Origin of the sequence: Streptomyces cyaneochromogenes (assembly GCF_003963535.1) — a bacterium.
GTDB lineage: Bacteria > Actinomycetota > Actinomycetes > Streptomycetales > Streptomycetaceae > Streptomyces > Streptomyces shaanxiensis.
Genome location: NZ_CP034539.1, coordinates 1,653,735 through 1,667,197 on the forward strand (window position 1 = coordinate 1,653,735; position 13,463 = coordinate 1,667,197).

General features: G+C 69.6%; 12 protein-coding genes and 1 pseudogene. 4 read left to right on the top strand and 9 right to left on the bottom strand.

Features of this window, described 5'->3' with window-relative positions; genetic code table 11:
• Positions 1 to 35 precede the first annotated feature (35 nt).
• Positions 36 to 908, top strand: coding sequence for a formyltetrahydrofolate deformylase (gene purU, locus EJ357_RS07115; RefSeq protein WP_126389764.1), 873 nt, complete (start codon positions 36 to 38; stop codon positions 906 to 908).
• A gap of 94 nt (positions 909 to 1,002) precedes the next feature.
• Here purU and EJ357_RS07120 read toward each other — a convergent pair whose 3' ends face one another.
• From EJ357_RS07120 to betA, 3 genes are read right to left on the bottom strand one after another with little or no spacing between them, the layout of a single operon-like run.
• Positions 1,003 to 1,845 carry an alpha/beta fold hydrolase gene (locus EJ357_RS07120; protein ID WP_126389766.1) on the bottom strand — a complete coding sequence of 281 codons (843 nt, stop codon included), beginning with the start codon at positions 1,843 to 1,845 and terminating at the stop codon, positions 1,003 to 1,005.
• A 12-nt stretch (positions 1,846 to 1,857) separates the two neighbouring features.
• A complete protein-coding gene (locus EJ357_RS07125) occupies positions 1,858 to 2,694 on the bottom strand; it encodes a methylenetetrahydrofolate reductase (protein ID WP_126389768.1) in 837 nt (278 codons plus the stop codon).
• A gap of 3 nt (positions 2,695 to 2,697) precedes the next feature.
• Positions 2,698 to 4,368, bottom strand: coding sequence for a choline dehydrogenase (betA, locus tag EJ357_RS07130; protein ID WP_126389770.1), 1,671 nt, complete (start codon positions 4,366 to 4,368; stop codon positions 2,698 to 2,700).
• 150 nt (positions 4,369 to 4,518) lie between these two features.
• On the opposite strand from betA, the gene EJ357_RS07135 reads away from it, so the two are divergent.
• Positions 4,519 to 5,316: an IclR family transcriptional regulator gene (locus tag EJ357_RS07135; protein WP_175647327.1), complete on the top strand. Its 798-nt coding sequence runs from the start codon at positions 4,519 to 4,521 to the stop codon at positions 5,314 to 5,316.
• 1 nt (position 5,317) lies between these two features.
• On the opposite strand, the gene EJ357_RS07140 is transcribed toward EJ357_RS07135, so the two are convergent.
• The 6 genes and pseudogenes from EJ357_RS07140 to EJ357_RS07165 form a co-directional block, all read right to left on the bottom strand.
• On the bottom strand, positions 5,318 to 6,448 hold the full coding sequence (locus EJ357_RS07140) for an aromatic ring-hydroxylating oxygenase subunit alpha (RefSeq protein ID WP_126389772.1): 1,131 nt from the start codon (positions 6,446 to 6,448) through the stop codon (positions 5,318 to 5,320).
• 148 nt (positions 6,449 to 6,596) lie between these two features.
• Positions 6,597 to 7,760, bottom strand: coding sequence for an NAD(P)/FAD-dependent oxidoreductase (locus EJ357_RS07145; RefSeq protein ID WP_126389775.1), 1,164 nt, complete (start codon positions 7,758 to 7,760; stop codon positions 6,597 to 6,599).
• Positions 7,757 to 8,119, bottom strand: coding sequence for a bifunctional 3-phenylpropionate/cinnamic acid dioxygenase ferredoxin subunit (locus EJ357_RS07150; protein ID WP_126389777.1), 363 nt, complete (start codon positions 8,117 to 8,119; stop codon positions 7,757 to 7,759). Before EJ357_RS07150 ends, EJ357_RS07145 begins: the two co-directional genes overlap by 4 nt.
• 214 nt (positions 8,120 to 8,333) lie before the next feature.
• Positions 8,334 to 8,963: an MBL fold metallo-hydrolase gene (locus EJ357_RS07155; RefSeq protein WP_126389778.1), complete on the bottom strand. Its 630-nt coding sequence runs from the start codon at positions 8,961 to 8,963 to the stop codon at positions 8,334 to 8,336.
• Positions 8,963 to 10,048, bottom strand: a complete 1,086-nt coding sequence (locus EJ357_RS07160; protein ID WP_126389780.1) for an S-(hydroxymethyl)mycothiol dehydrogenase — start codon at positions 10,046 to 10,048, stop codon at positions 8,963 to 8,965. The genes EJ357_RS07155 and EJ357_RS07160 overlap by 1 nt, the downstream gene beginning before the upstream one ends.
• A gap of 222 nt (positions 10,049 to 10,270) precedes the next feature.
• Positions 10,271 to 11,456, bottom strand: a pseudogene (locus tag EJ357_RS07165) (BCCT family transporter); the annotation flags it as partial.
• Positions 11,457 to 11,591: 135 nt separating this feature from the next.
• On the opposite strand from EJ357_RS07165, the gene EJ357_RS07170 reads away from it, so the two are divergent.
• Together EJ357_RS07170 and EJ357_RS07175 are read left to right on the top strand one after the other, a co-directional pair.
• On the top strand, positions 11,592 to 11,999 hold the full coding sequence (locus EJ357_RS07170; protein WP_126389782.1) for a CoA-binding protein: 408 nt from the start codon (positions 11,592 to 11,594) through the stop codon (positions 11,997 to 11,999).
• An 82-nt stretch (positions 12,000 to 12,081) separates the two neighbouring features.
• The gene (locus EJ357_RS07175) at positions 12,082 to 13,305 is read left to right on the top strand and encodes a 4-hydroxybenzoate 3-monooxygenase (RefSeq protein ID WP_126389784.1); all 1,224 of its coding nucleotides are present in this window, start codon (positions 12,082 to 12,084) and stop codon (positions 13,303 to 13,305) included.
• The last annotated feature ends 158 nt before the right edge of the window (positions 13,306 to 13,463 follow it).

Consider the following 13,463-nt stretch of genomic DNA (forward strand, 5'->3'; position numbering starts at 1 on the left):
CCATGTTGTGCAATGCGCACCGACGGAGGCCGCACATGTCCCCTCGCCCACAACCCGGCCGTGAGTACGTCCTCACTCTCTCCTGCCCCGACAGCGCGGGACTGGTTCACGCCGTGAGCGGCTTTCTCGTCAGGAACTCCGGCAACATCCTGGAAAGCCAGCAGTTCGACGACCGACTTCAGAACCGTTTCTTCATGAGGGTTCACTTCGACGTTTCCGACCCGAACGTCGATCTGGAGCAGCTGCGCTACCGGTTCGGTCCCGTGGCCCAGGCCTACGGCATCACCTGGGCCCTGAGCGAGGCGGCCACGCCCACCCGGACCCTGATCATGGTGTCCAAGTTCGGGCACTGCCTGAACGACCTGCTCTTCCGCCGGCGGACCGGCGCCCTCAACATCGAGATCCCCGCGATCGTCTCCAACCACCGGGACTTCGAGGGGCTCGCGGAGACCTACGGCGTCCCCTTCCACCACATCCCGGTGACCAGGGACACCAAGCCCGAGGCCGAGGCGCGGCTGATGGAGCTCGTGCGTGAGCTGGACGTCGACCTGGTGGTGTTGGCCCGCTACATGCAGGTCCTCTCCGACGACCTGTGCAAGCAGCTGGAGGGCCGCGCCATCAACATCCACCACTCCTTCCTCCCCAGTTTCAAGGGCGCGCGCCCCTACGACCAGGCCTACACCCGGGGCGTGAAGCTCGTCGGCGCGACGGCGCACTATGTGACGCCGGACCTGGACGAGGGGCAGATCATCGAGCAGGACGTGATCCGGGTGGACCACTCGCTCGACCCCGGCGACCTGGTCACGGTCGGGCGGGACGTCGAGGCGCAGGTGCTCGCACACGCGGTGAAGTGGCACAGTGAGAGCCGCGTGATGCTGGACGGCAACCGCACGGTGGTCTTCCGCTGAACCACGGCCACACAGGGGCGGGACCGGATTCCGGTCCCGCCCTTTTCGTAGGTCCCGCCCTTTTCGTATACGACGCCGGGCGCGCCGCCCCCGCTCACCACGGCTGCCGGAGGAAGGCGAGGAGCGCGGCCGTGAGTTCCGCGGGGGCGTCCTCCTGGACGAGGTGGCCCGCACCGCCGATCGGTTCGAACCGCGCGCCGGGGACGAGGGCGGCGAGCTCGCGCCCCTTCGCCACCGGGATCCAGGTGTCGTCCTCGCCCCAGCAGACGAGCGTGGGCATGCCGATTTCGCCGTACCGGCCCTGGATCTCGTCGGTGTAGCGCTGGTCGGCCTGGGCGATCTGCCGGTAGAAGGCCGCTTGGCCGGGGCCGTCCAGCCAGGGCTCGACGAGCCGGTCGAGGACCGCGGGGTGCAGGCCGGGGCTGCTGGCGGAACCGACGTACTCGCGCACCAGGGCGCCGTGCAGCGCGGGCGGCAACCGCTCGAACACGTCGGCGTGCTCGCCGACGAGCCGGAAGAACGGCGAGCCCCAGGGCGCCAGCGCGACCGGATCCACCAGGGCGAGGGCACGGTAGCGGGCACCGTGCAGCAGATGCGCCCGCAGGGCGACCGCACCGCCGAAGTCATGGGCGACCACGAGCGGCTCCACCAGGCCCCAGTGGCCCAGGAGTTCGGTGAAGACCCGGCCCTGCGCCGCCAGGGACACATCCTGCCCCGCCGTCTTCTCTGAGGCCCCGTAGCCGGGCATGTCCCAGACGAACACCTGGTGGTCCCGGGCGACCGAGCGGGCCACGGAACGCCAGACGTACGACGAGAAGGGCGTGCCGTGCAGCAGGACGACCGGTGGGCGGCCGGACGGCCCCAGGCGGTCCCAGCGGACGTCGCCCGATGCGCCGGTGAAAGTTCGGGTCAGCTGCCAGTCGGTGTCGGTCGTCATCCTTCTCCCGGTTCAGCCGCCCAACCGGTCCAGCAGCGCGCGGCGCCACCGCTCCGTCTCGGCGATCTGGTTGAACGTGAACAGGTGCAGCCCGGCCACCCCCGCCGAGGGGGCGGTGAGAGCCTCCTGCGTGCGGGACAGCAGCCGCTCGGGTGCATACCCGCCGGGGGCCGCGAAACGCACGAACCACGAGGCGTGTTTCGTCAGGAAGCGCGTCGACTCCCCCACCCCGATCTTCGTGGCCATGGCCAGCAGCTTCGCGCGCTGGACGGGGCCCGCGACGCCCACGTGGACCGGCAGGGTGACGCCCCTGCGCCGTATACGAGCGAGCCAGTCCCCCAGGACCCGCGGGTCGAAGCACAGGTTGCTCACGATGTACGTGGCGTGCTCGCGCTTGTCCCACATCGCCTGGACGGTGACGTCGTCGTGGATGAGCGGATGGCTCTCCGGGTAGCCGGTGATGCCGACGCGGGCGAAGGGGCTGCCCAGCTCGCTCAGCCCGCGCAGCACCGGCAGCGCCCCGTCGTAGACCCCGGCAGGCGGGTCGGAGTCGCCGGCCGGGACGAAGACGTCGTCCACGCCCGACTCGCGGAGCCGGCCCGTGACCTCTTTGAGGTGTACGTCGTCCCGCAGCAGCCGCGCCGGCACGTGCGGGACGACCCGGTAGCCGTGCGCCGCGAGCCGGCCGGCGAGGTCGAGGGTCGGCTCCAGGCCCTTGACCGGCGACGCCGTCACGGTGACGACGACGTCGCGCGGGACATGGGCGAGGACCTTGTCCTCGGTCGCCTTCGCGGGCAGCACCTCGTAGCGGACGCTGTTCAGCAGCGCCCGGAGTCCTGCGGTGCCCAACGCCTACTCCGCCTGCTTCTGGGCGTCGGGGTGGCGGTAGTACGCGGCCTTCGACGGCGCGAGCGGCTCGTTGCCGAGGATCAGGTCGGCGGCCTTCTCGGCGATCATCATCACCGGTGCGTAGATGTTGCCGTTGGTGACGTACGGCATGACGGAGGCGTCCACCACACGCAGTCCCTCGACTCCGTGCACCCGCATGCTGGTGGGGTCGACCACCGCCATCTCGTCGGTACCCATCTTGCAGGTGCAGGACGGATGCAGGGCGGTCTCGCCGTCCTTGGCGACCCAGGCGAGGATCTCCTCGTCGGTCTCCACGGACGGTCCGGGCGAGACCTCCCCGTCGTTGTAGGGCGCGAGCGCGGGCTGGTTGAGCAGCTTGCGGGCCACTCTGATCGCCTCGACCCATTCGCGGCGGTCCTGCTCGGTGGAGAGGTAGTTGAAGCGCAGGGCAGGATGCTCGCGCGGGTCCTTGCTCTTGATCTTCACGGAGCCGATCGCGTCGGAGTACATGGGGCCCACGTGGACCTGGTAGCCGTGTCCGCCCGCGGGCACGGAGCCGTCGTAACGGACCGCGATGGGCAGGAAGTGGAACATCAGGTTGGGGTAGTCCACGTCCTCGTTGCTGCGGGCGAAGCCGCCGGCCTCGAAGTGGTTGGTGGCGGCCGGCCCCTTCCGGAACAGCCACTGCAGGCCGATGAAGGGGGCCCGCCACTTCGCCAGGTACGGCTGCATGGAGACGGGCTGCTTGCAGGCGTACTGGATGTACACCTCCAAGTGGTCCTGCATGTTCTCGCCGACGCCGGGAAGGTCGTGGACGACATCGATCCCGAGGGCGCGCAGTTCCTCGGCATTGCCGACGCCGGAAAGCTGGAGCAGTTGCGGGGAGTTGATGGCGCCACCGCAGAGGATGACCTCCTTGGCGCGGACCTGCTGGAGCGCGCCCCGGCCCCGCCGGTACTCGACACCGACGGCGCGCTTGCCCTCGAAGAGGACGCGGGTGACGAGGGCGCGGGTCCTGACGGTGAGGTTCGGTCGCTTCGTCGCGGGCTTGAGGTACGCCTTCGAGGCCGAGAGCCGACGCCCGCGATGGACATTCCGGTCGAACTTGGCGAAACCTTCCTGCCGGTAGCCGTTGACATCGTCGGTGGGTGCGTACCCCGCCTCCTCGGTGGCCTTGAGGAAGGCTCCGAACAGGGGGTTGGTCGCCGGGCCGCGTTCGAGGACGAGGGGGCCGTCGTGACCGCGGAACTCGTCGTCCGGATCGGCCGCCAGACAGTTCTCCATACGCCGGAAGTACGGCAGACAGTGCGCGTAGTCCCAGGTCTCCATGCCCGGGTCGGCCGCCCAGCGCTCGTAGTCCATGGGGTTGCCGCGCTGGAAGATCATTCCGTTGATGCTGCTCGAACCGCCGAGCACCTTGCCGCGGGCGTGGTAGATACGCCGGCCGCCCATGTGGGGCTCGGGCTCGGACTCGTACTTCCAGTCGTAGAACCGGCTGCCGATGGGGTAGGTCAGCGCCGCGGGCATGTGGATGAAGACATCCCACGGGTAGTCGGACCGGCCCGCCTCCAGGACCAGCACCCGGTTCGCCGGGTCAGCGGAGAGTCTGTTCGCCAGTGCGCTGCCGGCCGAACCGCCACCGACGATGACGAAGTCGTACTGCAGGGGAGCCATGATGCCTCGTCTCGCTCGCGCCGTAGATGTGCGAGGCATGCTAAACCCGGTAGCGCTATACGCACCAGGTTGCGAACCGCGCAACTTCTGGGTCTTCGTTTCGACGGCGTTACTTGCAGTGGTGTTGTTTACTGCGCGTATAGTTGCACTGTGAGCAACTACAGCCCTGACACAGAAACGTCGAATTCACAAGCAGGCGGCGTCCAGTCGGTGGACCGCGCCATCAGCGTCCTGGAGATCCTCGCCCAGCGTGGCGAGGCGGGCGTCAGCGAGGTGGCGGCCGAGATCGAGGTGCACAAGTCCACCGCGTTCCGTCTTCTCGGTGCCCTGGAGGCGCGCGGCCTGGTGGAGCAGGCCGGCGAGCGCGGCAAGTACCGGCTCGGTTTCGGGATCGTCCGGCTGGCCGGCGCCGTCACCGGCCGTATCGACATCACCCAGCAGGGCCGTCCGGTCTGCGAGCGCCTCGCCGAGGAGATCGGCGAGACCGTCAACATCGCCGTGATGCAGGAGCACTACGCGATCAACCTGTACCAGGTGCGCGGTCCCGGAGCCATCACCGCCCACAACTGGGTCGGCCAGCTGACTCCCCTGCACGCCACGTCGAGCGGCAAGATCCTGTTGGCGTATCTGCCGACCAAGGAGCGCACGACCCTGCTGACCGAGGCCGGCATGAAGAAGGTCACACAGCGCACCATCACCGCCAAGACGAAGCTCGAGAAGAACCTCGCCGAGACGCGGGAGCGGAACTACTCCATCACTCTGGAGGAGCTGGAGATCGGCCTGCACGCCATGGCCGCACCGGTCCGCAACCGGGACGGCGACGTCATCGCCGCGCTCAGCGCCTCCGGTCCCGCCTACCGGCTCACCGAGGATCGCATGCACAAGCTCTCCCCGGTGCTGCTCAAGGGCGCCGAGGAGATCAGCCACCGGATGGGCTACCTGGGCTGAGTCACGCCTGAGGAGTGCCCAGGCGCTCGTTCACCCAGTCGTGGAACGCGCCGATGTGATGCTCACTGGGCACGAGTACGCCACCCTTGGCGTACATCCGGGAGCTCATACCGGGCTGGGTGCGCTCGCAGGCGTCGAAGTCCTGCTGATTGACCCGGTGGAAGAGTTCCACCGACCGACTGACGTCCTTGCCGCTGTCGACGACGTGCGGCAGGTAGAGCCAGTCGCACTCGACGATCGTGCGGTCCACGGACACCGGATACATCCGGTGGAAGATCACATGGTCGGGGACGAGATTGATGAACACCTGGGGCTTGACGGTGATCGCGTAGTAGCGGCGGTCCTGGTCGTCCGCGACCCCGGGAATGCGGTCCAGACCCTCGGAGCCGTCGACGGTGAAGCCCTGGACGTCCTCGCCGAACTCGGCGCCGTGACCGACGTAGTACTGGGCGGCGTAACCGTCCGCGAACTCCGGGAGCACCTCGGTCAGTTCCGGGTGGATGGTGGCGCAGTGGTAGCACTCCATGAAGTTCTCGATGATGAGCTTCCAGTTCGACTTGACGTCGTAGACGATCCGCTTGCCGACGGAGAGACTGTCGATGTCGTAGCGCTCGATCGACTCGACGTCGCCGAGCCGGGCCACGACCTCCCCTATGACGTCCTCCTCGAAGGAGGGCGGGTTCTCCGCGAGGCAGACCCACACATAGCCGAGCCATTCACGCACGGCCACACTCACCAGGCCGTACTCGGTCCGGCCCACGTCGGGCATCTTGGTGAGGTTGGGCGCCGCGACGAGCTTGCCGTCCAGGCCGTACGTCCAGGCGTGGTACGGGCACTGGAAGGCCCGCTTGACCTCGCCGGACTCCTCGGTGCAGAGCTTGGCGCCGCGGTGCCGGCACACATTGAAGTACGCACGGATGCTGTTGTCCCTCGCCCGGGTGACGAGGATGCTCTCGCGGCCCACGTCGACGGTGCGGAAGGCGCCGGGCTTCGCCAGTTCGGAAGCGCGGGCCACGCAGAACCACATGGTCTCGAATATGTGCTCCTGCTCCTGGGCGAAGATCCCCGGGTCCGTGTAGGAGGAGCCGGGGAGAGTGGCGATCAGGCTGTCCGGCAGGCTGGTCGAGGTCACGGTGCACTCCTCGGGAGAACGTCGTGGAGGGGTCGGTCACGCGCCGGGAAGAGCGACTCCGGACGGCGTTGTACATGGAGCAACACCGCGTGCCATGCGCAACCGCAGCATGGGCTGCCGCTGGGGCGGTGTCAAGATGCGAGGGGTGTCAGGATGCGGTGGCGGCGAGCTGCTTGCGCCAGCGCGTGAACAGCCGCGGCTGGTTCATCCCGAGCACGGCGACCGGGTTCCCGGCCCGCCGGTAGACGGCCAGCACGTCGCGGTCGTCCGCGGCGCCCGCCTCGATGGTCACGCTGTCCGCTCCGGCCGCATGACCGGCGAACTGGATCTTCACGCCGTACTGGTCGGACCAGAAGTACGGCGGCCGGGGCACACCCGGTTCCACCGCACCGCCCGCCAGCAGCGCGGCGACCGCGGCGTCGGGGCGCTCGCGCGCGCCGGTCCAGTGCTCGACGCGGCGATGGAAACCCGCGCGCGGGTCGTACCAGTTGGCGCAGTCACCGACCGCGACCACACCGGCCAGGCTGGTGCGGCCGTCGGCGCCGCACTTGACGCCGTTGTCGAGAGCGATGCCGGAGCCTTCCAGCCACTCGACGTTCGGGCGTGCGCCCACACCGACGACCACGATGTCGGCGGGGATGCCACGGCCGTCCTCCAGCAGGACGGCGTCGACACGGTTCTCCCCGCTCAGCCCCTTGACGCCCACACCGCACTCCAGCCGTACGCCGTGGTCGGCGTGGAGGGCGGAGACGATGGCGCCCATGGTCTCGCCGAGAGGTCCGGCGAGCGGGGTCGGGGCCGCTTCGACGACGGTCACGTCGAGCCCCAGGGCGTACGCGGTGGAGGCGACCTCGGCTCCGATGAAGCCTCCGCCGATCACCACCAGCCGTCCGCCGCGGGCCAGTTCGTCCCGCAGGGCGCGGGCGTCGTCCAGGGTGCGCAGGGTGTGCACTCCGGCCAGGCCTTCGGAACCGGGAAGGGTACGCGCCGCGGCGCCGGTCGCGATGACGACACCGTCGGCGGACACCTCCCGCCCGTCATCGAGCCGGACGGCACGCCGCGCGTGGTCGAGTCCGGTGGCGCGGACGCCCAGCAGCCACTCCGCCCGCAGGTCCTCGTCGTCCGTCTCCAGTGCGAGTTCGGCCTCGCCGAGCGTGCCGGAGAGGAACTCCTTGGACAGCGGGGGCCTGTCGTACGGGCGGTGGAGTTCGTCCCCGATGACGACCAGCCGACCCTCGTAGCCCTGCTTGCGCAGTGAGCGCGCCGCCGACAGTCCGGCCAGCGAGGCCCCGACCACGGCGACGGTCCTCACGCGGGACCTCCGGCGAGCCGGGCGGCGATGCAGGGCGGCAGGTTGGGCGCGTCCGTGGACAGCCGGACGTAGACGACGCCGTCCTCGACGATGACCTCGTGCGTCCGGACCGGAAGCTTGGCCGGCGGGGCGTCCACCGCGCCGGACCTCAGGTCGAACTTCGAAGCATGCAGCGGGCATTCCACCTCGCGCCCCTCCAGCCAGCCGTCGGCGAGCGACGCGTCCTGGTGGGTGCAGGTGTCGTCGATGGCGAAGAGCTCGCCGTCGTCGGTGTGGAACACCGAGACCGGCGGATCGATGTCGAGCCGGTGGGCCTCGCCTCGGGGGAGATCCTCGAGACGGCACGCGGGAATCATCATGACACCTCGGTGCGTATAACGAAACGGATTGCGGTAAGCGCAACATCAGTCTGAGGTCGCCCAGAACCCTTGTCAAGGCATTCAGAGGGCACTCTGAGCCGTACTCTGACGTTGCGCCATAGAGAACTCGCTTCATATAGGACAACAACGGCCCGCCGCATCGACTCGCGGGGCCGCGAGCCGAGGGCGGGCGCGTGAGGGTCGCCGAGGGGCGTCAGAAGCCGCGGTCGATCCACTCCTGGAGGTGCGGCGCCTCGGCGCCGATGGTGGTCGTGTCGCCGTGTCCGGTGTGCACGACGGTGTCGCCCGGCAGGGTCAGCAGCCGGTCCCGGATCGAGTCGACGATGGTCGGGAAGTGGCTGTACGACCGTCCCGTCGCCCCCGGCCCGCCCGCGAACAGCGTGTCGCCGCTGAAGAGGGCGTTCAGGTCCGGCGCGTACAGGCAGACGGCTCCCGGCGCGTGACCGGGCGTGTGCAGCACGGTCAGTTCGATCCCGGCCACCGCGAGGCCCTGCCCGTCGGTCAGTTCGGCGTCCGGTGCCCGGTCGGGGTGGGTCTGCTTCCACAGCGGCAGGTCGTCCGGATGCAGGAGGACCGGGGCACCGGTGCGTTCCGCGAGGGCGGGTGCGGCGTCGATGTGGTCGTTGTGGGCGTGGGTGCACACGATGGCCCGCAGGGTGCGCCCGCCGACGGCTCGGGCGATGGCGTCGGCGTCGTGTGCGGCGTCGATGACGATCACCTCGTGGTCGTCGCCGACGATCCACACGTTGTTGTCGACGTCCCAGGTGCCGCCGTCCAGCGAGAACGTGCCCGAGGTGACGAGACGCTCGATACGCGCGGCCATCACAGCACCACCACCGAGCGCAGCACGTCGCCGCCGTGCATCCGCTCGAAGGCCTTCTCGACCTCGTCCAGCGCGATGGTCTCCGTGACGAAGGCGTCCAGGTCGAGCCGGCCCTGGAGATAGAGGTCGATGAGCATCGGGAAGTCCCGGGAGGGCAGGCAGTCGCCGTACCAACTCGACTTCAGCGCCCCGCCCCGGCCGAAGACGTCCAGCAGCGGCAGCTCCAGCTTCATCTCCGGGGTCGGCACGCCGACCAGGACGACCGTGCCGGCGAGGTCCCGGGCGTAGAAGGCCTGCTGGTACGTCTCCGGACGACCGACCGCCTCGATGACCACGTCCGCACCATGGCCGCCGGTCAGCTCACGGATCGCCTCCACCGCGTCGGCGTTCCTGGAGTTGACGGTGTGGGTCGCACCCAGCTTCTCCGCCGTGGCCAGTTTCCGGTCGTCGATGTCGACCGCGATGACCTTCGCCGCGCCCGCAAGATTCGCCCCGGCGATCGCCGCCGCCCCCACGCCACCGCAGCCGATCACGGCGACCGAGTCACCCCGGCCGACGTTGCCGGTGTTGATGGCCGCACCGATGCCCGCCATCACACCGCACCCCAGCAGACCCGCGGCAGCAGCCGACGCGGTCGGGTCGACCTTCGTGCACTGCCCCGCCGCCACCAGCGTCTTCTCCGCGAACGCGCCGATGCCCAGCGCGGGCGAGAGCTCGGTGCCGTCCAGCAGGGTCATTTTCTGCTTGGCGTTGTGGGTGTTGAAGCAGTACCACGGACGACCGCGCAGACAGGCCCGGCACTGACCACACACGGCGCGCCAGTTGAGGATGACGAAGTCGCCGGGCGCGACGTCGGTCACCCCCTCCCCCACCGACTCCACGATGCCCGCGGCCTCATGGCCGAGCAGGAAGGGGAAGTCGTCGTTGATGCCGCCCTCGCGATAGTGCAGATCGGTGTGGCAGACCCCGCAGGCCTCGATCTTCACCAGCGCCTCACCCGGACCCGGGTCCGGCACGACGATCGTCTCCAGGCTGACGGGGGCGCCCTTGCCCCGCGCGACGACAGCACGGACCTGGTGCGTCATGGCCACTCCTCGGCTGATCGAGACTTGAATCAGATGTTGCTCATTACGGCACACATCTCACGTGTCGCAACACAGCATCCTTGAGCGCGAACCGGCGGTCAAGGAGCGCGACGAGGGTTCCCTCAGCCGGTCGGAATCCCGGCGCGACAGCACGAACGCCCGGCCGGGTCGTGGCCGCACCGGGACGGTTCCACGACCCCGCCGGGCGCGGGTCCGCCGGCGTCAGCCGGCGGATGAGGATGAGGAATGCGTGGGCTGCGTCGACTGCGGCGCCTGTGCGGACTTCGCGCCGTCCGTGGACGTGCCTTTGCGTCCGCGGATGATGAGCGGGTCCTGGCGCAGATCGCGGGTGAGCGCGATACACAGGCCGATCATCACCAGGGTGAAGGGGGCCGCCGCCAGAATGGTGAGGTTCTGCAGCCCGGTGAGCGCGTCGCCCTTGCCGCCGCCGATGAGCAGCATGATCGCGGCGACCGCTCCGGTCAGCACACCCCAGAACACCACGACGGTCCGGGTCGGCTCCAGGGATCCACGCTGCGAGAGCGTGCCCATGACGATCGAGGCGGCGTCGGCGCCGGAGACGAAGAAGATTCCGACGAGGATCACCACCACGATGCTCGTCACCCTCGCGATCGGGTACTGCTGGAGCACGTCGAGGAGCTGCCCCTGGGCCGTCCCGGCGGGCGCCACTGAGGCGGTCCTCCTCCTGCAGGTGCATCGCCGAGCCGCCGAAGATCGCGAACCACAGCAGGCTGACGGTGCTGGGCACCAGGATGACCCCGCCCACGAACTGCCGGATGGTCCGGCCGCGGCTGATGCGCGCGATGAACATGCCGACGAACAGCGTCCAGGAGATCCACCAGGCCCAGCAGAAGACCGTCCAGCCGGCCAGCCAATCGGCGACCCCCTCACCGCTCGACGCCTCGGTGCGCTCTGCCATCTGGGTCAGGTCGCCGAGGAAGGCGCCGATGGAGGTGGGCAGCAGGTCGAGGATGAAGATGGTCGGCCCGACGAGGAACACGAAGACCGCCAGGGTCACCGCCAGAACCATGTTGATGTTGGACAGCCACTGGATGCCCTTGGTGATCCCGGACACGGCCGAGGCGACGAACGCCACGGTCAGCACCGCGATCACGGCGACCAGCAGGCCGGTGCCGACGGATCCCATCCAGCCGAGCCCGGTGAAGCCGCTGCCGATCTGCAGGGCGCCGAGCCCCAGGGAGGCCGCGGACCCGAAGAGGGTGGCGAAGATGGCGAGGATGTCGATGCCCCTGCCGCCCCAGCCGTTCGCCCGCTGCTCACCGATCAGCGGGGTGAACACGGCGCTGATCAGCTGCCGGCGTCCGCGCCGGAAGGTGCTGTAGGCGATGGCCAGCCCGACCACCGCGTACATCGCCCACGGGTGGAGCTGGGTCGGACGTGCGGAGTTGCCCGACCTCGACGGACCTGACCCGCGAACGGCCGCGCGCGTTGGGGAATCAGCGCACACGGACCGCTGTTGCCCGGAACAGCAGCCCTTGCACGATCCCCAAGGAGGCCCAGCGTGTACGGCGACCCGGCGACAGTCCGCAAGATCCTCACCGAGCTCGGCGACACCTGGGCCGTCGTGGGCCTGTCGACCAACCAGCGGCGTGCGGCCTACGGGGTCGCCGACGTCCTCCAGCGTTTCGGCAAGCGCATCGTGCCCGTGCACCCGAAGGCGGAGACGGTCCACGGGGAACAGGGATACCCCTCTCTGGAAGCGATCCCCTTCGAAGTCGACGTCGTCGACGTGTTCGTCAACAGCGACCTCGCCGGGGCCGTCGCCGACGAGGCCGCGGCCATCGGCGCGAAGGCCGTCTGGTTCCAGCTCGGCGTCATCGACGTGGCCGCCTACGACCGCACGCGCGCCGCCGGCCTCGACATGGTCATGGACCGCTGCCCGGCGATCGAGATCCCGCGCCTGGGCTGACCGGCTGACGGCACGTCGCCGAGCCACCGAGCCCGCCCCGGAGCCCTCCCCTCCCCACATCACCGGCCCCCATAATGCTCGGGTGACTGCGACCTCCCCCCACACCAACTCCGGTGCCCCGCAACGCTTCCCGGTCGTCATCGTGGGCGCCGGGCCGGCCGGCCTCACCATCGGCAACATCCTGCGGGCGGCGTCCGTCGACTGTCTGGTCCTGGAGACCGAGACACGTCAGTTCATCGAGCAGCGGCCGCGGGCCGGGGTCATCGAGGAGTGGGCGGTACGCGGACTGGAGCGGCGGGGCCTCGCGGACACGCTGCTGGCGCGGGCGCAGCGGCACACGGAGTGCGAGTTCAGGTTCGCCGGGGAGCGCTACCGGTTCGCGTACGCCGAGCTGACGGGACAGCACCACTGGATCTATCCGCAGCAGTTGCTGGTGACGGACCTGGTGCGCGAGTACGCGGATGTCCGCGGCGGAGCCATACGCTTCGGCGTTCAGGACGTGGAACCACGCGGCCTCGACACCGACCACCCCTCAGTGTCGTACACCTGCCCGCAGACAGGTCGACGCGAGGTCGTGTACTGCGACTTCGTGGCCGGCTGCGACGGGGCGCGCGGGGTGACGCGCGCCGCGGTGTCCGACGGCCGTGCCCACATCTCCCGCAGCGACTACGGCATCGGCTGGCTGGCGCTGCTCGCCGAGGCACCGCCGTCCTCCGACTGCGTGCTGTTCGGCATGCATCCGAACGGGTTCGCCGGACACATGCCGCGCAGCGCCGAGGTGACCCGCTACTACCTCGAGTGCCCGCCCGGCGACGACCCGGAGACCTGGTCGCACGACAGGGTCTGGACGGAGCTGCAGCAGCGGCTCGGGGCGAACGGCGCGCCGCCGCTGACCGAGGGGCGGCTGATCGAGAAGCGCGTCCTCGACATGCACAACTACGTGGTCGAACCCATGGTGTTCGGCCGCCTCTTCCTGGCCGGCGACGCCGCCCACCTGACCGCCCCGATCGCCGCGAAGGGCATGAATCTCGCCCTGCACGACGCCTTCCTGCTCGGCGACGCGATGGTCGCGTACCTCACGAAGGGCGACGGCACCGGCCTGGACGGCTACTCGGCGGCCTGCCTGGGCCGGGTGTGGGACTACCAGGAGTTCTCCCACTGGCTCTCCGAGGTCTACCACGGCGCGTCCTCGGGCGACCCCTACCGCGCGGGCACCACTCTCGCCCGCCTCCGCCGCCTCTTCGGCTCCCCGACCGCGGCGATGGCGTTCGCGGAGCAGTACCTGGGCACGAACGCCGACTACTGAGTCACAGCCGGCCGTCGCTGAGGGAGCGGATCTGCCGGCGGCCCTCTCTGCGCGGGTGCGCATCGTACGCAGGTGATAGGTGCATGCGTGCGCTCATACGCACATAATGGCGTCGTGGGTGGTCACCAGTCCACTCCCACGCACCGGAAGGGGAGCGC

What these genes read in the sequence shown, in the direction of transcription:
- betA (WP_126389770.1), bottom strand. Translation starts at nt 4,368, where the DNA reads ATGGCTCCCCTGCAGTACGACTTCGTCATCGTCGGTGGCGGTTCGGCC.
- EJ357_RS07150 (WP_126389777.1), bottom strand. Translation starts at nt 8,119, where the DNA reads ATGATGATTCCCGCGTGCCGTCTCGAGGATCTCCCCCGAGGCGAGGCC.
- EJ357_RS07160 (WP_126389780.1), bottom strand. Translation starts at nt 10,048, where the DNA reads ATGACGCACCAGGTCCGTGCTGTCGTCGCGCGGGGCAAGGGCGCCCCC.
- EJ357_RS07155 (WP_126389778.1), bottom strand. Translation starts at nt 8,963, where the DNA reads ATGGCCGCGCGTATCGAGCGTCTCGTCACCTCGGGCACGTTCTCGCTG.
- purU (WP_126389764.1), top strand. Translation starts at nt 36, where the DNA reads ATGTCCCCTCGCCCACAACCCGGCCGTGAGTACGTCCTCACTCTCTCC.
- EJ357_RS07120 (WP_126389766.1), bottom strand. Translation starts at nt 1,845, where the DNA reads ATGACGACCGACACCGACTGGCAGCTGACCCGAACTTTCACCGGCGCA.